Source organism: Variovorax sp. RA8, assembly GCF_901827175.1.
GTDB lineage: Bacteria > Pseudomonadota > Gammaproteobacteria > Burkholderiales > Burkholderiaceae_C > Variovorax.
The window spans coordinates 5800371-5816905 of the sequence record NZ_LR594662.1 but is presented as its reverse complement, the minus strand read 5'-3'; the positions used below and the strand labels follow the sequence as shown (position 1 = coordinate 5816905).

The window sequence follows — 16535 nt, the reverse complement described above, 5'->3', positions numbered from 1 at the left end:
TCTTGGATCGATTCTTTCAACGCCCCTGGACAGCTGCCATACCGCTTGGGGACTATGTCGTTCGTGGAGCCGGCGAGCCTTGCAGGGCTGGGCGTTCACCGTTATCTTTCGTGCTACTCGTTGAGTTGACTGCGTGCATTACGCTTAATCTATTAAGGCCTGCCATGAAAATCCTGATCGCCGACGACCACAGGCTCGTCATCGAGGCGGTCAAGGCCAAGCTGTCGGAGATCGAGCCCGGCATCGAGTTCGTTCTGGCGATGAGCGTCGACGAACTGCTCGCCTGCGCCTCCGATGACATCGACTTGGCCGTGATCGATCTCAACATGCCCGGTGCCGAGGGACAGGCCCATGTGGACGAGATCCGGCGCCGCCACCCGGCCGTGCCGGTCATCGTGCTCTCGGGCTACGAGGACCCGGCCATCATGCGGTCGGCGCTGGAGCGTGGCGTGCTGGGCTTCATTCCCAAGGCCTACTCGCCCGAGGTCATGCTGTCGGCCGTGCGGCTGGTGCTGGCCGGTGGCGTCTATGTGCCGCCGATGCTGTTGTCGGCGGTACCGCCGGGCGTGGTGGCCGGCGTGCCGCCCGGTGCCGGCGAGGCTGCGCAGCGTGCCTCATCCGCCGCTACCGCCCAGACCCTCGAGCACCTGCGCACCGTGCTTACCGAGCGCCAGGTCGAAGTGCTGCAGCTGCTGTCGCAAGGCAAGCCCAACAAGCTGATCGGGCGTGCGCTCGGCATCAGCGAGGGCACTGTAAAGATTCATCTGGCGGCCATTTTCCGTGCGCTCAACGTGCGCAACCGCACGGAGGCAGTCGTTGCGGCGCAGACGCTGACGGCGGAGGCCTGAGCCTCTTCTTCCCGGCCGCCGCCGCGGCTGCGGTTGCCGGCGGGCGCTGTCTCAGAAGCGCAAGGTCAGCAAGTGCGGCAGGCGCGGGATCGCGAAGGCCCTTCCCGTACGCATCGCCTCGCGATAGTCGTGCAGTAGCCGTCGCTGGTGCAATGTGACTTCGTCGGCCGGCCAGCGCTCCACGTAGCGCGCCTGATTTTCCACGGCCGCGGCCCAGTCCCCCTGCTCGAAGCGGTAGCGCGCGAGTGCCATGATGCCGTTCGGATGCTCCGCGGTCCATGCGGGCACCTGGTCGAGCCAGCCCTGGACTTCGTGCAGCGCGCGATCCTCGCAGGCAAGCCAGGCGGCCGCCAGGCAGGCGTTGGAGCGGACCATACCGACAGAAGAGACCGCCATGGTCTCGCGCAGCCTGCGCCACGCCTGTTGCCGGTCGCCTCTCGCGTGGGCCAGCGCGGCTCTGAAGAAGGTGGCGGAACCGTGCAGGCAAGTGCCTTCGTAGAAGCGCCGATTGGCCTCGATCTCGGCGATCAGGTCGTGCGCCAGGTCGTAGCGCCCGCCGGCGATGGCCATGCCCGTGTGCATGGCGATCGCAAAGCTGAGCCAGAAGCGCCGTGCTTCGCGTCCGAGCTTGCGCACCTGCTCCATGCGCTGCAGCGCGTCGCCGATCCGGCCGCTGCGCCAGTAGAGCCAGGCTTCCGTCAGCTGCGATAGAAACCGGCCAGCCCGAGACTGCTGCATCGACGCCGATGCCAGCTTGCCCTGCGCCGCGTGTGCGACCTCCTGGTTGCCCGCGTAGCTGTGAACCGTGAACTGCAACGCGAGCGTGAGCGCATGGCGTACCGGCGTGCCGGCCAGCTTCGCGCAGTCCACCGCTTCGTCGATTGCCAGGGCCGCATCGCGCATGCGCCCGGCATCGCGGTAGGCGATTGCGATCTGGTAGAGGGTATGCGCGAGGTCTGCGTGCTGCGGGTGCGGGGTGCGGCTGAGCTGCGCCGAACGGTGCAGGGCCTCCAGCGCGGGCTCTGCCTGGCCGCGCAGGTGCGCGATGATGCCTTCCTGCCGCAGGCATTGCGCCGTCAGCCGGTCATGGCCTCCTCCCTGCGCCGCGGCGAGAACACGTCGGCCGATGCTTTGCGCGAGCTCGAACTCGCGATCCGCGATCGCCAACTCGCAGCGCTCCAGCAGCACCGCCGCCTTCAGCGCTTCGTCGCCGTTCGTTTCGAGCAGCGTCAGGGCCTGGTGGATGAGCGTTCGGGCAAGCTCGTTGTTTTCGAGCGCGCGGTGGTAGGCGGCGAGTGCGCGCAGCACCCGTGCCTGCGTCGCCACATCGGCCGATGCGGCCGCGCGCGCCAGCAGGCGCTGGGCCTTCGGCGCGGTCTCGGGGTGTTCGGTCGCGGCCAGGCTCTCGACGTGCTCGACATCCATGTCGAGCGCATGCGGCTGCGAAGCGACACAGACCTGCAGGTAGTCCTGCGCCACCTGGTAGCGCTGTTCCCTGGCGGCGTGCATGGCGCGCGCGAAGGCCTCGTTCGTGAAGGTGTCGGTGGGGACGCGTGCCGGCTCCTCGTCGACAAGCGCGCGGGCCAGCTTCCGGCCGAGGGCGATGGTCAGCTGCGTCAGGTCACCGCCGCGCAGCGGGCTGGAATCGGCAAGGGCCATCTCGCCGTGCAGTTGGTAGCGCAGCTCGAAGCCGTTCTCGTGCGCGTGCACCTGGGCAGCGATCACCGTCCGGGCACCGAGTGCACGGACCTGCTCGATGGCACGGGCGCTCGAAGGACCGTCGCCGCTTCCCTTGAGCGCGGTGACCACGTCGACGAGCGGCAGCACGGTAAGGGCCTGCTGCGCTTCGAGCTCCCGGTTCAGCAGGGCCGCCATGCAGAACTCGACCCAGACCAGTGCGTCCCGGCCCGTTTGGTTGCGAAAGGGAAGCGCGGCGACGAAGCGCAGTACGGACGGCCGCGGTGCAGGAGGGTGGAGGGCGCCGAATGCGCGCCCTGACAACTGCGAGGGTGAATGCGAGGGGGAATGCGGCGCCCCGATCATCGTGGACAGTGACATGGAACCACAATCAGAAAGAAGCCACTCCGTTTGCTGCTGAAAGCCGCTGGGCCAGTGGAGGAGCCCTTGTCTCGATCGCGGCTGGCAGGTTAGGGCTGCAACCGGGGCGAGGCTCGCCGGACGCGACAATTCATCAGGTTGTGATGGCGCGTGACGATCGCGCCCGCGCGTCCGGGCGATGCCCACGCCCCGCAGATGCGCAGATCCAGTCGCTCGCGGCCTCATTTCGTGAAGGCTGTTGGAAACCCTTGTTTCCGTGCGACCCAATCCTGATCAATTGTCACAACGCATCCACGCGACTTTTGTTGCTCGGCACTATCGCAATCCTTAAGTCTTACATCACGCGTGGCGGCGACAAGGAAGCTCCTGTGTTTCACTTCTTTGCGAGTACCCACGCATTCACTGGAGCTCAATGACATGTCTGCCAGAAATGAACTGCGTCGAAGAGTCGCCGTGCTCGACCCCATGCTTCGCTCGCGGGAACACATGCGCCGCGCCATCCGCGCCCTGGGCCATGCGCCGCTCGTATTCAATGATCTGGAGGAACTGCTCCCGCTGCGCGGGAGCCTCCTGCGCTGCTCGGCCCTGTGCGTTGGCCTGCCCCAGAACCCGATCGAGCAACAGGCCTGGATCCGCGCCGCCAGGAGCCTGGTCGGCCCCGATGTGCCCTTGCTCTTCCTGGCGCGAGAGAACCCCGTCAAGGCCGCCGAGACGCTGCGCTGCTCCGCGGGAGACGTGGTCCTCGCGGCGCCCTTGTCTTTCGCGGACGTCTACAAGGGGATGAAGGCATTCTTCGCGCAGCACTCGCTCGCTGCCGACCATGCTGGCCTGGAGTGGGGCGGCTATCGCTTCGTGCCATCCAGGGAATCCGTGGTGCTCGACGGGACCGAGATCGGCATGCGTCCGCTGGACTTCGAGCTCGCGCTGGAGTTCTTCCACAACATCGAACACGTACTGTCGCGCGATTGGCTGCGCACCATGGCGGCGGGGCTGGCGCCGGAAACGGGTGGCCGGTGGCTGGACGCCAGCGTGGGACGCCTGCGCAGCCAACTCGGACTCATCGCTTTCCACGGCTGCGAATGGAAGCTCAGCACCATTCGCTATGCCGGGTTCAAGCTCAGCCGAAGCCCCGGCAAGAAAGCACCGAGGTTGGTGACCTTGTCGGCGCGGGACCTGAAGCTCGAGGCGTCTCCCGTCCTCGGGTTCTGAAAATGCCCGCCCCCCTCAGGGCTCGAGGGGCGGCTCTTCCGGGCTCAGGGGAAGGCCGATGAAGAAGGTCGTCCCCGCGTTCGGTGCGCTGATGACATCGATCCAGCCGCCGTGGCGCGCCACGACGGTGTGCACGATCGTCAAGCCGAGGCCCCAGCCGTGTCCTGCCTCGGGATCGGCATTTGCGCTCCACCGGCGGCCCTTGTTGGGGGTCATCAACTTTGCCAGCTGCGGCTCGTCCATGCCGCTCCCGCTGTCCTGCAACGAAATCAGCACCTCGCCATAGGGGGCGTTTGCCTCAAAGTTGGTCTCGACGCAGATATGGATGGCGCTATCGGGCTTGCTATGGCGGATTGCGTTGTGCAGCAAGTTCACGAGGGCCCGCGTCAGCAGCGATGCATCGGCCGAGAGCGATGCTTCCGCAGCGCCCAGCCGCGGCTTCACAACCAGCCCGCGGGCATGGGCCGTGGCCCAGGTGGCATCGATGGCATCGAGCACCACCGAGCCGGCGAAAGTCGGCGCGAAGCGGTAGACCTTCGATTCCGCCTCCAGCATGTCCATGAAGCTCTCGGCGAGCTGGATCGTGCGCCGCGCCTCTCGGCCCACGCCGTCGATCACGTTCTGCATGCTGACGTTGGAAGCGCCCTCCACGTACAGCGCCAGAAGGCTGAGCATGGTGACCTGCGGGCCGCGTACGTCGTGCGAGAGAAAGCTGAACCACTGCTCGCGTTCGCGCTGGGCACGGCGCTCGGTGGTGATGTCGTTGAGTACCACCACCCAGGCGCGCGATGCGGCCGCGCCCGACCCCACCTCCCCGAGCGACGCCGCCCGCAGCGTGAACACGCTTCCCTGCTCGGTCGTGTACTCGATGCCCATCGCCTCTTCCCAGACCGTCGTTGCGCGCGCACCGGGCGCGCCTGCGATCTCGGCCTTTTGCATATCGGCGAGCAGCCGCAGCAGGTCGATGCCCTTGAGGTGGTCGATACCGCCTGCGGCGGGCCGTGACACCGCACCCGTGGAGGACAGCACCAGCGCCGTGGCGAGAAGATTCTGGGCGGCCGCGTTGCTCTGGCTCACGGTGCCGTCGTCGCGGCAGATCAGCACCGGCACGGGCAAGCTCCACATGCCCTCGGTCAGCAGCGCTTGGAGGCGCGTCAGGCGCTCGATCGCAAGATCGAGCGCATTGGCACGGCGCTCCACCGAGTCCAGCGGCGCCGGGTGCAGGGGCAACGGTGGCTCGAAGGCGCCCGCCGGGACGGCGTTCAGCAGCGCCGCGCGCTGGCGGAAGAACACCAGCAGGGCATCCAGGCGGCGCCAGCTCCAAAGCACATAGGACGCGATCACCCCGCACAGCGGCGAGGCGAGCGGCAAGGCGACACGCCAGTGCACCAGCGCCAGGTAGTCCAGCACAATGCAAGCGAGTAACACCGCGAAGGTCCAGATCACCGCGTGGCTCGCGCTGATCAGGAACAGCATCAGCACCAACCAGATCGGTGCCGAGATCCACAGCACCCGTCGCCAGTCGGTCGGGATGTCGATCGTGCGGCCGGTGAGCAGCGCATCCAACGCATTGGCGTGGATCTCGACGCCTGGCAGGCTCGTGAGCGCGCCGATGCCTGCCACCGGCATCGTGTCGCCCAGGCCGGCGTTGGCCAGTGCGCCCACCAGCACCAGCTTGCCGCGCACGAGCTCGTCGGTGAAATCGCCGCGCAGCATGTCGAGGTAGGACACCGTCGGATAGCTGCCCGCGGCGCCCGCGAAGTCGACGCCGAAGCGCCCCCTGCGGACCCAGCCGTCAGTGGCCTGCAAACCCCGGACTTCCCCCGGCCCCGGCTCGACCGCCTGCATGGCGATCTCGAGTCCCACATAGGGCCAGACCTTGTCCGGCCGGCCCTCGTAGCGCCACAGCGCGCGCACCAGGCCATCCGCATCCGGTGCGGCGTTGGCGTGCCCCAGCCCGCGCGCGCGCTGCGCCAGTTCCGGGATGGGAAGCTTGAAGGCGGGCTCACCCCGGGGCAGGCCGATCGGCGGTGCGGCGTAGTCGAGCGGCAGGTAGACCGGCAGCTTCGACATTGCGGTGGCGAGCGCCTGGTCCTGTGCGGGTTCGGCGGACGGCGTGTCGAAGAACAGGTCCAGCAGCACCGCGCGCGGCGCATGCGTGGCCAGTCGCTCGAGCAACTGTGCGTGCGTCGAGCGCGGAAGCGGCCAGGGGCCCAAGACATCCAGCGTGCGATTGTCGATGCCGATGATCAGGATGTCCCGGGCCGGCCGCTGTGCGCTGTCGAGCAGCATCTTGTCGTAGATGGCCGCGTTGGCTTCGACAAGTCCCGGTTTGCCGTCCAGCCAGACCATGGTCGGCGGCAGCAGCAGCAACATCAGCATCCACTCGAACAAGTAGCGACGGCGCAGTCGCTGCATGTACCCACCCGTCTCGACTCCCCGGTTCAAGGGGAGGTTACTTCGAAGCTGCCCCCCCATTCGGCCGGCGGCGACGACTCCCCCTCGGCTTGTTCGCGACATCGCCAGTAGTAGCGTGCGGGACCTTCGAGCGGGCCGACCGTCACGCCGCTCATGTAGGTCCCCGATTCGGCCACCAGGGGCGACGCGAAGTCGGGCGTGCGCGCGAGTTCGAAAGTATGACGTTGCCCTTGACGTGTTGTCCAGCGGATCTGCCATAGGCCGTTGCCCGCTGCGCGTACCTCGCTGGTCATCGGGGCTTGCGGCGGCGTCACGAAGGTCACGCCCTCGCTCGCCCGCCCTTCGACCCCTTGCCCGTCGAGGGCGGAGACCCGCGTGTGATAGAAGCCCGGCGACAGCGAGCCCCGCAACGCGAAGCGCGGCACCGGCTCGCGCGACTCCGCCGCCGGGCGCAGGAAGTTCGCGTCGGCCGCCAGTTGCAGGCGGTACGCGGCCGCGCCTGCCACCGCTTCCGCCGCAACCGTGTTCCGGTCGACCGGTGCGCGCTGTGCCGGCGCCGGCAGCAGGCTGCGCACCTCGAGGACGGAGCCCGCGGCGACCAGCGGCATGCCTTCGAGCGCCGCCACCTCGGTGCTGCGGCCGCCAGCGCCCAGCTCGGTCGCCTGCACCTTGCCTTCGAGCACCTCCACTGCTTGCACCCCGCCTTCCGACCGGACGCGGAAATGCGTTCCCTTCACGCCCAGCGCGAAGCTGCGGGTGCGGATCTCGAACTCCCGCTCCCTCTGCTTCTCCACGTACGATTCGACCCGGCCACTGAGCAGCTCCAGCTGGGTCCGTTGGCCATGTGCCTCGACCAGGCGGGCCGAGCTGCTCGAGGGCAGCACCACACGGCTCCCGTCCGCGAAGCCCACCGTCAGGAAGCTGTCGCGCCCGGTGGTCAGCACGTCGCCCGGCGCGAGCGCCGCGCCGGCGGCGAGCTGCTGCTCCGGATTGGCGGCGCGCTGGAGCAACACGCTGCCCGAGACATGCAGCACCGCGGCGGAGCCGCCCAAATTCAACAGTTGGCCCGCACGCAGACGCTCGGGTACCGGCACCGCATTACCGCGCTGAAGCTCGGGCCAGCGATGCGCTGACTCCATGTATCTGCGTGCCAGCCCCCACAGGGTGTCGCCCGGCTGGACCAGGTAGGTCGACACGGGACCCCGCGGCACCTTTGCCGCCTGCGCATGCGCGCGCGGCGCAGGCAGCCCGGCGAGGCAAACAAGGGCTGCAATGAGCCAGCGGCGTCTGGAAATCCTAGGCGCCGGCTTTGTCATCGATGTCGTCGGAACGGCCGCCGGGGGGGGCAATGGTGTTCGCTTCGCTCTGGTCGCCTGTGACGCGCTCCAGCCGGTAGCCGCGCCCGTAGACGGTCTGCAGGCGCAGCCCGCTGGCGCTGTGCAGGCCCAGCTTGCTGCGCAGCCGGTAGATGTGGCTGTCGAGCGCGCGGGAGGGCATTTCCTCGCCGTGCACGCCCAACTTCTCGAGCAGGTAGGTACGCGAAACCGCATGCCCCATGTGGCGGAACAGCGCCAGCGCCAGGCGGAATTCCCGGTCCGTGAGGGCGATTCGCGAGAGCGTGCCGTCCTTCGCCTTGAAGTGCACGCACAGGTTTGGCTGGTCGAATCTCCAGGCGCCGAAGCGCTCCTGCTCGGCGGCCGCAGTCAGGCTCGGCTGGCGAGTCAGGAGGCGGCGGATGCGGGCGCACAGCTCCATCGTGCGGAAGGGTTTCACCACGTAGTCGTCCGCGCCGATGCCGAGCGCGCCGGCCACGTCGCGCTCGGCGCTGCGCGAACTCAGCATGATGACCGGCACGTCGCTCTTCTGGAAGCTGCGCAGCCAGTGGAGCAACTCGACGCCGTCCAGGTCGGGCACGTTCCAGTCGAGCACCAGCAGGTCGAAGGTTTCCTGCCGCAGCGACCTGCGCAGTGTCTCGCCTTTGTCGAAGGGCACGCAGGTGATGGATTCCTCGCCCGTATCGAGCCCGCGCTTCAACGCATGGACCAGGTAGCCCAGCTGGGTCGGATCGTCGTCAAGTACTGCGATACGCATGGGTTCTTTCGTCTCGTGGCTCAGCAGGAAGTGGGCCGGATTCTTCCTCTTTTTACGAGCCCAAATCTCGTAAATTGTTGCGCCTTGCCTGTTCGAACTCGCCCCCTCGCTGCGCAACGAGGAGGGTGCCGGATCCGGCCTTGGCTGCCGGAGAGACCAATCTGGCAAATTGTGACGCTAAACGCACGGTATTGACATGGCTCGGCATCATCCACGCCTTTCCGGGAGTGGTGGGCACGTATGCAGTGGCAATGAGGCGCGCTGCCCGCATCAGCGAGGGGCAAGCCCTTCCGCTCATTGCTACAAAAAGGATGTCAAGCAGCATGAACAAGTCATACCGCACCGTGTGGAACGAAGCGCTCGGTGCCTGGGTCGCGGCCTCGGAGATTACCAAGGCGAGAGGGAAGCGGAGTCGTTCGGGTGCGGTGGTGGCCGCTGCGGTGGTGCTGGTGGCGTTGGGGGGGCGAGTGGGGCCGGGGCGCAGTCGCTTGGGGGAGGTATTGCTGCTAATGGATCCGCAACAGCTATTTCTGGCGACACTTGCGACACCTCAAATGCAGGCACTAACAGCATTGCGATCGGATGCGGTGCGACTGCGGTTTTTACAACCGTACCAACCGCGGACGGCCTCATTAACAGCACTATTACTGTTGGCGAGAGCCTCGCAATTGGCGTAAACGCTTTCGCGTCAAATCTCAGCAACTATGGCGCTGCGTTAGCCATTGGGAACGGCGCATCGGCCATTGATGATGAGGGTGGCCAGCGCCCCACCGTCCTTTGAGGAATGCTGGCGCGTCCGGTCCGGCATGTCGCGACACGTTTCGACCAAGGAGCGATGATTCAGCTCGCCGGACTCGAACATCGCAGACAGCGCACCGGAGCCGGATCGGCAGGGAGACGCTGCCGCCGAACCGGTGGCGTGCAGCGTCGGTGCTTGCAGGCGAGATCCGGACAATGCGGTCTGCAGCAGTTGGCGCGCGCTGCGTCGCTCGGATTCCGGTTGAACGTCCAGCAGCCGTTCAGGCACGCCGATCATCAAGCCCTGCAGGTTGCGGTATGCGTGTTGGAGCTGTTGCAACGCGCGTTGTGTGCTCGTCACCGTTCCGCTTCGGGCCAGGTCGATGCCAACGCCCAGATCGACGAGATGCCGCCGGATCTGGACAGCCTGGTTGTACAAGTCTGGGGGTGCGGCATAACCCAACGTTCTGGCACACGCACTGGAACGGGCAGATGGTGCCTCGCGTTCCGGGAGTCTGGCCAGCGTGCCGCAGAAGCGTGCCACCATGCGCGCGAGCGGCTTCATCGCATCGTTCGCGATGCGGGACGGCCGATCGGCGCAGCGGGGAGGAGTGCCCCTCAGCTGCGCACGTTCGACGTGTTGTTCAGTTCGATCCAGCATGCGAAAAGAGGATGTCCGTTGATGATTTGGGGCGGGGCTGCGCGGTAGGCCAGGAAGCCTAGTTTTCGGAGCAATCGCTCGATGCCGGGGGAGGACAGGGTGGTGATGAGACGGCTCGCGCCATGCCGAAGCGCGCAGGACTGGACGGCCTCCAACAAGCCGACGGTCGTTGGAGATGAGAACGGGCCCGAAAGAACGTTGGAATGAAAGTCGATCGCAGCGAACCGCGAGAGCTCCCAGACATCGGAGGACTGGGGTGGCGGTGCATCGCCCATCAACTCAGGGAAGACCTCACTGAGAAGATACGGTCGCACGGTAGGCAGCAATCGGGCGACGCCGATATAGCGCCCCTCTTCACGCGCGGCCACATAGAGAGTGTCCGGACGATCGAATTGATCGAGTTCCAACCCGGCTTGCGTGGGCAGGTCCCACCCCAAGGTTTCGACAAATACCTTGTGCCGGTATTGAGCGAGCCCGATGAGAACTTCGTCGGGCAAGTCGCGTGATGTTCCTGTAGTGAATTCCACCCTGACTCCTTTGTAGTGGGTGGTATTTCACCCAAACCGGAGGCGGATGGAAACTACCAATGTTGGTAGGACAACTGGGCCAACCAAATAGTTAGTGGCCGGAATGGCAGGCGTATCGAAGGATCAACGCGGTACGTAGCGGCTCGGTCCATGCCAGAGTGTCCACCCACTCTGCAAGGCGTTGCAGGTTGCGTTGCCATGAGAAGTCCCGCTGATCCTCGTTGACCAGCAGCACATTGGTGAAAGGGAGGCTCAGGCGATGCCATCGGACCTGGCCGGGCATGCAGCGAATCTCCCAGTCCCACCCCAGCGTTGCGGGCGATCCCGCTGCATCGACCCATTCCGTGTAGCCCGTGATCGTGGTGGGTCGACCGCATGTCTGCAACGCCGGCTCGTCGTAAATGCCCGATACCAGGTGTGTCAGCTGCAGTGTCTGCAGCGCCGGGTTCGAAAGGCGCAGCAGGCCATCGGAATACATCGGTGCATCAAAGGCGAGATCTTTCATTGAATGGACTCTCTGCGCGTTTGCCCCGTTCGCGCCGATCGTGCCGCTGGAACACAGTGACGCTCGGCGGGCACGTCAATTGAGCAATCCGAGCATCACGGCCCGTACGACCGCGGCTGTCTTGTTCGCAGTGCCGAGTTTGGCAGTGGCATTGCTCACATGGAAGTTGACTGTGTCGGAGGAGATGGCGAGTATCTGCGCGATCTCGCCCGAGGTCTTGCCGTCGGCGGTCCATTTCAGGATCTCGAGTTCACGGCTGGTCAGGTGGACATCCTGGACCAGCGTTGGCGTCAAAGCCTGGGTGAGTGCCAGGTGCGCGACGTTGACCAGCCATCGCATCCGCGGTTCCTTGGACTCGAGTTCGGTGGTCGAAAGCTGCTCGCCCGAGCGCGCCAAGGTCAGCATGCCCACGACGCCGTTGGCGTCCAGGCTCGACTGGGCCCACCCGACGCGTAGCCCGTAGGACTGCGCCTCTGACCAGAGCTGCGGGGCGGACGCGAACAGCGCATCGCTCCAGACCACGGGCATCCTGCTGCGCCGGCCATGCAGGACCGTGGGGTCGGTGCTGACGTAGCCAGCATCATGGTAGCGCTCGGCCCATGCGCGCGGATATTCGAACAAGGTTAGTACCTTGGGATTCGACATCGGGAATGGGAATCGAAGTCCGTAGCTGCAGTACTCGAAGCCCAGTCCGTGCGCGGCACTAACGATTTCGTCGAAGATCTTCTGCTCGCCGGGCGCAACGGCGATGATGCGCAGCAAATCTTCTTGCCAGTTTTTCATGACGCGCCTCCCTGAAGGACTCTGGATCGCGAACAGTTTGCCAGCCCTCTTGTTCTGCATGACTTCGCAGTCAGAAATAATCCCCATTTTGGAGATCTAGTTTGCACTCCCCCGATCTTGCGGCCCTGCGCCGTCCGCGCCTCGAGGCAGCCATCGTCGATCTCGATGGCACGATGATCGACACGCTCGGTGACTTCGTCGTGGCGCTCAACCGCATGCTCGACGAACTCGCATTGCCGCCGATCACGGCCGAGGCGATCGGCCAGATGATCGGCAAGGGCTCCGAGCACCTGATCCGCTCCGTGTTGCGCCAGGTGCGCGACGATCGCGAAGCCGATGCCGCGCTCTTCGAGGCGGCCTGGCCCCGCTATGTGCACCACTACCTTGCCATCAACGGCCAGCATGCGTCGATCTACGCCGGCGTCGTCGAAGGCCTGGCCGCGCTGCGCGCACGCGGCCTGCGCCTGGCCTGCCTCACCAACAAGCCCATCGCCTTCGCGCGCCCGCTGCTGGAGGCCAAGGGCCTCGACGGCTACTTCGAGCATCTGTTCGGCGGCGAGGCCTTCGAGCGCAAGAAGCCCGATCCGCTGCCGCTCCTGAAGACCTGCGAGGCGCTGGGCAGCGCGCCGGCGCGCACGCTGATGGTCGGTGATTCGAGCAACGACGCGAAGGCCGCGCGCGCGGCCGGATGTCCTGTAGTGCTGGTGAGCTACGGCTACAACCACGGCCAGCCGGTGCGCGAGGTGGACGCCGACGGCTTCGTCGATTCGCTGGCCGAGCTCGATCGCCTGCTGGGCTCGGGGTAGATGATAGTTGACAGCCGAATTGATGAAAAGTAATGTACCTATGAGCCCGCCGCTCTGGATGTCGGCGGCCCGTGGCCCACAACACTTTTTGCTCTATGAACATCGCGATCCTGGGCGGCGGCCATGGCTGCTATGCCGCCGCTGCCGACCTGTCCGAAGCCGGCCATTCGGTGCGCCTCTGGCGGCGTGATGCCGATGCGCTGGCGCCCGTGCGCCAGGCTGGCTCCATCCGTTTGAAGGACGCGCGCGGCGCGCGCGACGTGCCCATCGCGCTGGCCACGGCCGACATCGGCGAGGCGTTGCGCGGCGCCTCGCTGATCGTGCTCCCCACGCCCGCGATCGCGCAGGAGGACATCGCCCGGGCCATGGCGCCGCACCTGGTCGACGGGCAGGTGGTGTTCCTGCCCCCCGGCACCTTCGGCAGTTTCGTGATGGCGCGCATCGTCAAGCAGGCCGGCAGCCGCGCCGACGTGGCCTGGGCCGAGACCGGCACGCTGCCCTACCTCGCGCGCAAGCATGGGGAGCGCGAAGTCAACGTCACGATCCGCGCGATCCGCCTGCCGACCGGCGTCTATCCGGCGCGCAAGGAAGGCCAGGCGCTGGAGGTGATCCGCCAGGCCTATCCGAGCGTGCACGGCTGCGGCGATGCGCTCTCGGGGGCCTTGATGAATGCAGGTCCGATCATCCACCCGCCGCTGATGGTGATGAATGCCGCGCCCCTGCAGCACTTCGAGCGCTGGGACATCCACAACGAGGGCACGCAGCGCGCGGTGCGCGACGTGACCGATCGGCTGGACCAGGAGCGCATCGCGGTGCGCGAAGCCTTCGGCCATGTCGCGCCGCACTATCCGTTGGCCGACCACTACAACAACGACCAATGGATGTACGGCGATGCCCACAAGCAGCTGGTGAAGTCGGGCGACTGGCGCGAGAACATCGACCTCTACGCCCACCGCTACATCACCGAGGACACGGAGCTGGGCCTGGCCTTCCTGGCATCGGCGGCGCGGCATGCGGGCGTGGATGCGCCCATCGCGCATGGCCTGCTGGCCATCGTCGGCGGCTTCCTGGGCCGCGACTTGCGCAAGGGCCCGCGCACCTTCGAGGCGCTGGGCCTGGCCGGGCTGAGCCAGTCCGAGCTGAAGAAGAGGCTGCACGATGGCGAATGAGGCCGCAGCGCCGCGCTTCGCTGCCGTCGGCGCTGGCCGCATGGGGCGTGGCATCGCGATCGCCTTCGCGTATGCGGGCCACCGCATCTCGCTCGTCGATCTGCGCGTGCGCAGCGAAGAGGCCTGGCAGAAGCTGCGCGCCGAGGCGCGCACGGAGATCGAAGCCAGCCTCGCAGGCCTGGCGCAGCTGGGGGTGCTCGATGCGGCGCAGGTGCCGGCGATCGCGGCGCGCGTCGAGCTCGTCCCCGCCGCCGAAGCGCCGCGCGCGCTGGCAGGCGCCGAGTTGATCTTCGAGGGCGTGCCGGAAACGCTGGACGCCAAGCGCGAGGCCTTCGAGCAGCTCAACCGCCATTGCCACGAGGATGCCATCCTCACCTCCACCACCAGCAGCATCCTGGTCACCCAGATCGCCGCGCTGGTGAAGAGGCCGGAGCGCTTCCTCAACATGCATTGGCTCAACCCGGCCTACGTGATCCCGGTGGTGGAGCTCAGTTGCCACCCGGGCACCGATCCCGCGGTCCTGGCGCGCGCCAAGGCGCTGATGGAATCGATCGGCAAGCTGCCCGTGGTCTGCGGCCCGACCCCCGGCTACATCGTCCCGCGCCTGCAGGCGCTGGTGATGAACGAGGCCGCTCGCATGGTCGAGGAGGGCGCCGCCACTGCCGAGGAGATCGACAAGGCCACGCGCTACGGCCTCGGCCTTCGCTTCGCTGCGCTGGGCGTGGTGGAGTTCATCGACTTCGGCGGCGCCGACATCCTGCACCATGCGAGCCGCGAGATGTCGGGTTCGATCGATCCCGCACGCTATGCCGCGCCGGCCATCCTCGACCGCATGATGGAAGAGGGCCGGCTGGGCCTGAAGAGCGGCAGCGGCTTCTACGACTACGCGGGTCGCGACGTGGGCGCCTACCGGCGCGATGTGCTGGCGCGCACCCTCGGCATGCTGAAGCACGCCGGGCTCTGGCGGCCGCCGGCCGAGCGGACGCAGCCATGAGGAGCATCCGCCGCGCCTTCGCCGATCTGTCGGTCGGGCAGGTCCACTACGCGAGCTGCGGCGATCCGCGCGGCGAGACGGTGCTGCTGCTGCACCAGTCGCCGCGCAGCTGGGCCGAGTACCGGCACGTCCTGCCGCTGATCGGACGGCGCTTCCGAGCCGTGGCGATGGACACCGCGGGCTTCGGCGATTCCGACGACGGCGCCGTGCCCGCCAGCATCGAGCAATGGGCGCGCGTGGCGATCGAGCTGCTCGATGCGCTGGGCATCGCTCGCACGCATGTGGTGGGCCATCACACGGGCGGCGTGATCGGCGTCGAGTTGGCGAGCACCTTCGGCGCACGCGTGCACGGGCTGGTGCTGTCCTCGACGCCGTACACGGATGCGGCCTTCCGCCGCGCGCGGGCCGAGCGCCCGCCCATCGACGAAGTGGCGATGAGCGACGACGGCAGCCATCTTGCGGCCTTGTGGCAGAAGCGCGCGGGCTTCTATCCGGCAGGGCGGCCCGAGCTGCTGGAGGCCTTCGTGCTGGATGCGCTCAAGGTGAGCGGCCGGATGGAAGAGGGACACCGTGCCGTGGCTGCCTATCGGATGGAGGAGCGCATCGCGAAAGTGCGTCAGCCCACGCTGATCCTCTGCGCGACCGACGACCCCTTCGCAGCTCCGCACGCGCAGGAATTGAAGGCGCACATCCCGCAGGCCCGCATCGTCGACATCGAAGGCGGCATGGTGCCGCTGCCCGACCAGATGCCCGAGGCTTTCGCGAACGCCGTGGTGGATTTTCTGGAGACGCTGCCGTGAAGGCCGTGCGCATTCCGGCCTTCGACGCGGGGCCGGTGCTGGGGCAAGAGGCCGATCCGCAGCCGCGTGCCGGCCGCACGATCGTGCGCATGGCCGCAGCCACCGTCGGCCACATCGACCGCACCGTCTGGAGCGGCGCCTTTCTCAAGCATCCGCCGCTGCCCTACATCCCCGGCGTCGAGGCCGCGGGAACCGTGGTCGCGAGCGGGAGCTATCCGGCGGGCCAGCGCGTGTGGCTGCGCGGCAGCGGGCTGGGCACGACCGAGAACGGCACCTGGTGCGAGTTGATCGATGCGCCCGACGAGGCGCTGGGCCTGCTGCCCGACGGGCTCGACATGGCGCTCGGCGCGGCCTTCTTCTCGCCCTGCACCTCGGCCTGGGTCGCGTTGCACGAGGTCGCGAAGCTGCAGCGGGGCGAGCGCGTGCTCGTGACCGGCGCCAGCGGTGCGGTGGGGTCGATGACGGTGCAACTGGCGCGCGAGGCGGGCGCCATCGTGCTCACGCGCGCCGAGGAAGCCGCGCAGCAGCAACAGCCCGTCGAGCTCCTGGTCGATACCGTCGGTGGTCCGGTGCTGGAGGCCGCGCTGCCCTGCGTCGCGCCCGGCGGCCGCGCGGTGCTGGTCGGCTATACGGCCGGCAACATGCTGCCCTTGAACATCGCCCATTTCCTGCAGCGCGACGTGGCGCTGCTGCCGCTCAACATGTTCCGGCGCGAAGCGGCCGGCCGTGCCGCAGTGCCCCAGCTGCTGGCGCGGCTGGCGGACGGGAGGCTGACGCTCCAGGTGCAGCGCTTCGCCCTCGGCGAAGCCGCCGCGGCGCTCGAATGGATCACGCAGCGCGGGCACCGGGGCAGGGCGGTCCTGGTGCCCTGAGAGTGGTGCGCGGCGGCGGGATCTGAGATCCTTGCGCACCGCATCAACCCGCCTCG

At 67.3% G+C, this 16535-nt stretch carries 16 protein-coding genes; 8 read left to right on the top strand and 8 right to left on the bottom strand.

The window, feature by feature from the left end; genetic code table 11:
* Nucleotides 1-164 precede the first annotated feature (164 nt).
* On the top strand, nucleotides 165-848 hold the full coding sequence (locus tag E5P3_RS27750) for a LuxR C-terminal-related transcriptional regulator (protein WP_162588891.1): 684 nt from the start codon (nucleotides 165-167) through the stop codon (nucleotides 846-848).
* Between the two features lie 51 nt (nucleotides 849-899).
* Here the strand turns inward: E5P3_RS27750 and E5P3_RS27745 are convergent, their stop codons facing one another.
* Nucleotides 900-2906 carry a hypothetical protein gene (locus E5P3_RS27745; RefSeq protein ID WP_232073344.1) on the bottom strand — a complete coding sequence of 669 codons (2007 nt, stop codon included), beginning with the start codon at nucleotides 2904-2906 and terminating at the stop codon, nucleotides 900-902.
* Nucleotides 2907-3323: 417 nt separating this feature from the next.
* Between E5P3_RS27745 and E5P3_RS27740 the strand changes: the two genes are divergently transcribed.
* Nucleotides 3324-4115, top strand: a complete 792-nt coding sequence (locus E5P3_RS27740) for a response regulator transcription factor (protein WP_162588889.1) — start codon at nucleotides 3324-3326, stop codon at nucleotides 4113-4115.
* 15 nt (nucleotides 4116-4130) lie between these two features.
* Here the strand turns inward: E5P3_RS27740 and E5P3_RS27735 are convergent, their stop codons facing one another.
* The 3 genes from E5P3_RS27735 to E5P3_RS27725 all read right to left on the bottom strand — a co-directional run bounded on the left by E5P3_RS27735 (nucleotide 4131) and on the right by E5P3_RS27725 (nucleotide 8624).
* Nucleotides 4131-6533, bottom strand: a complete 2403-nt coding sequence (locus tag E5P3_RS27735; RefSeq protein ID WP_162588888.1) for a CHASE2 domain-containing protein — start codon at nucleotides 6531-6533, stop codon at nucleotides 4131-4133.
* A gap of 26 nt (nucleotides 6534-6559) precedes the next feature.
* Complete coding sequence (locus tag E5P3_RS27730; protein WP_162588887.1) at nucleotides 6560-7729, bottom strand: FecR family protein; 1170 nt, start codon at nucleotides 7727-7729, stop codon at nucleotides 6560-6562.
* Nucleotides 7730-7829: 100 nt separating this feature from the next.
* A complete protein-coding gene (locus tag E5P3_RS27725) occupies nucleotides 7830-8624 on the bottom strand; it encodes a response regulator transcription factor (RefSeq protein ID WP_162588886.1) in 795 nt (264 codons plus the stop codon).
* Nucleotides 8625-8947: 323 nt separating this feature from the next.
* Here E5P3_RS27725 and E5P3_RS27720 point away from each other — a divergent pair, with 323 nt between their 5' ends.
* Nucleotides 8948-9301, top strand: a complete 354-nt coding sequence (locus E5P3_RS27720; protein WP_162588885.1) for an ESPR domain-containing protein — start codon at nucleotides 8948-8950, stop codon at nucleotides 9299-9301.
* A gap of 38 nt (nucleotides 9302-9339) precedes the next feature.
* Here E5P3_RS27720 and E5P3_RS27715 read toward each other — a convergent pair whose 3' ends face one another.
* The 4 genes from E5P3_RS27715 to E5P3_RS27700 form a co-directional block, all read right to left on the bottom strand.
* Nucleotides 9340-9927 (bottom strand): hypothetical protein, encoded by a 588-nt coding sequence (locus E5P3_RS27715; RefSeq protein ID WP_162588884.1) that lies wholly within the window; start codon nucleotides 9925-9927, stop codon nucleotides 9340-9342.
* 53 nt (nucleotides 9928-9980) lie between these two features.
* Nucleotides 9981-10550, bottom strand: coding sequence for an acyl-homoserine-lactone synthase (locus E5P3_RS27710; protein WP_162588883.1), 570 nt, complete (start codon nucleotides 10548-10550; stop codon nucleotides 9981-9983).
* 91 nt (nucleotides 10551-10641) lie between these two features.
* Entirely contained in the window at nucleotides 10642-11055 is a 414-nt protein-coding gene (locus E5P3_RS27705; protein ID WP_162588882.1) for a DUF4902 domain-containing protein, read from the bottom strand.
* Nucleotides 11056-11130: 75 nt separating this feature from the next.
* Entirely contained in the window at nucleotides 11131-11838 is a 708-nt protein-coding gene (locus E5P3_RS27700; RefSeq protein WP_162588881.1) for an autoinducer binding domain-containing protein, read from the bottom strand.
* A gap of 101 nt (nucleotides 11839-11939) precedes the next feature.
* On the opposite strand from E5P3_RS27700, the gene E5P3_RS27695 reads away from it, so the two are divergent.
* The 5 genes from E5P3_RS27695 to E5P3_RS27675 all read left to right on the top strand — a co-directional run bounded on the left by E5P3_RS27695 (nucleotide 11940) and on the right by E5P3_RS27675 (nucleotide 16479).
* Complete coding sequence (locus tag E5P3_RS27695) at nucleotides 11940-12644, top strand: phosphoglycolate phosphatase (RefSeq protein WP_269473995.1); 705 nt, start codon at nucleotides 11940-11942, stop codon at nucleotides 12642-12644.
* Nucleotides 12645-12739: 95 nt separating this feature from the next.
* Entirely contained in the window at nucleotides 12740-13813 is a 1074-nt protein-coding gene (locus tag E5P3_RS27690) for an NAD/NADP-dependent octopine/nopaline dehydrogenase family protein (protein WP_162588880.1), read from the top strand.
* Nucleotides 13803-14807 (top strand): 3-hydroxybutyryl-CoA dehydrogenase, encoded by a 1005-nt coding sequence (locus E5P3_RS27685; RefSeq protein WP_162588879.1) that lies wholly within the window; start codon nucleotides 13803-13805, stop codon nucleotides 14805-14807. Before E5P3_RS27690 ends, E5P3_RS27685 begins: the two co-directional genes overlap by 11 nt.
* Complete coding sequence (locus E5P3_RS27680; protein ID WP_162588878.1) at nucleotides 14804-15607, top strand: alpha/beta fold hydrolase; 804 nt, start codon at nucleotides 14804-14806, stop codon at nucleotides 15605-15607. Before E5P3_RS27685 ends, E5P3_RS27680 begins: the two co-directional genes overlap by 4 nt.
* On the top strand, nucleotides 15604-16479 hold the full coding sequence (locus E5P3_RS27675) for a quinone oxidoreductase family protein (RefSeq protein ID WP_162588877.1): 876 nt from the start codon (nucleotides 15604-15606) through the stop codon (nucleotides 16477-16479). Before E5P3_RS27680 ends, E5P3_RS27675 begins: the two co-directional genes overlap by 4 nt.
* Nucleotides 16480-16535 lie beyond the last annotated feature (56 nt).

Coding starts and splice junctions, on each gene's coding strand:
- E5P3_RS27745 (WP_232073344.1), bottom strand. CDS start 2,906: ATGTCACTGTCCACGATGATCGGGGCGCCGCATTCCCCCTCGCATTCA.
- E5P3_RS27690 (WP_162588880.1), top strand. CDS start 12,740: ATGAACATCGCGATCCTGGGCGGCGGCCATGGCTGCTATGCCGCCGCT.
- E5P3_RS27680 (WP_162588878.1), top strand. CDS start 14,804: ATGAGGAGCATCCGCCGCGCCTTCGCCGATCTGTCGGTCGGGCAGGTC.
- E5P3_RS27685 (WP_162588879.1), top strand. CDS start 13,803: ATGGCGAATGAGGCCGCAGCGCCGCGCTTCGCTGCCGTCGGCGCTGGC.
- E5P3_RS27720 (WP_162588885.1), top strand. CDS start 8,948: ATGAACAAGTCATACCGCACCGTGTGGAACGAAGCGCTCGGTGCCTGG.
- E5P3_RS27725 (WP_162588886.1), bottom strand. CDS start 8,624: ATGCGTATCGCAGTACTTGACGACGATCCGACCCAGCTGGGCTACCTG.
- E5P3_RS27700 (WP_162588881.1), bottom strand. CDS start 11,838: ATGAAAAACTGGCAAGAAGATTTGCTGCGCATCATCGCCGTTGCGCCC.
- E5P3_RS27750 (WP_162588891.1), top strand. CDS start 165: ATGAAAATCCTGATCGCCGACGACCACAGGCTCGTCATCGAGGCGGTC.
- E5P3_RS27705 (WP_162588882.1), bottom strand. CDS start 11,055: ATGAAAGATCTCGCCTTTGATGCACCGATGTATTCCGATGGCCTGCTG.
- E5P3_RS27735 (WP_162588888.1), bottom strand. CDS start 6,533: ATGCAGCGACTGCGCCGTCGCTACTTGTTCGAGTGGATGCTGATGTTG.
- E5P3_RS27740 (WP_162588889.1), top strand. CDS start 3,324: ATGTCTGCCAGAAATGAACTGCGTCGAAGAGTCGCCGTGCTCGACCCC.
- E5P3_RS27715 (WP_162588884.1), bottom strand. CDS start 9,927: ATGAAGCCGCTCGCGCGCATGGTGGCACGCTTCTGCGGCACGCTGGCC.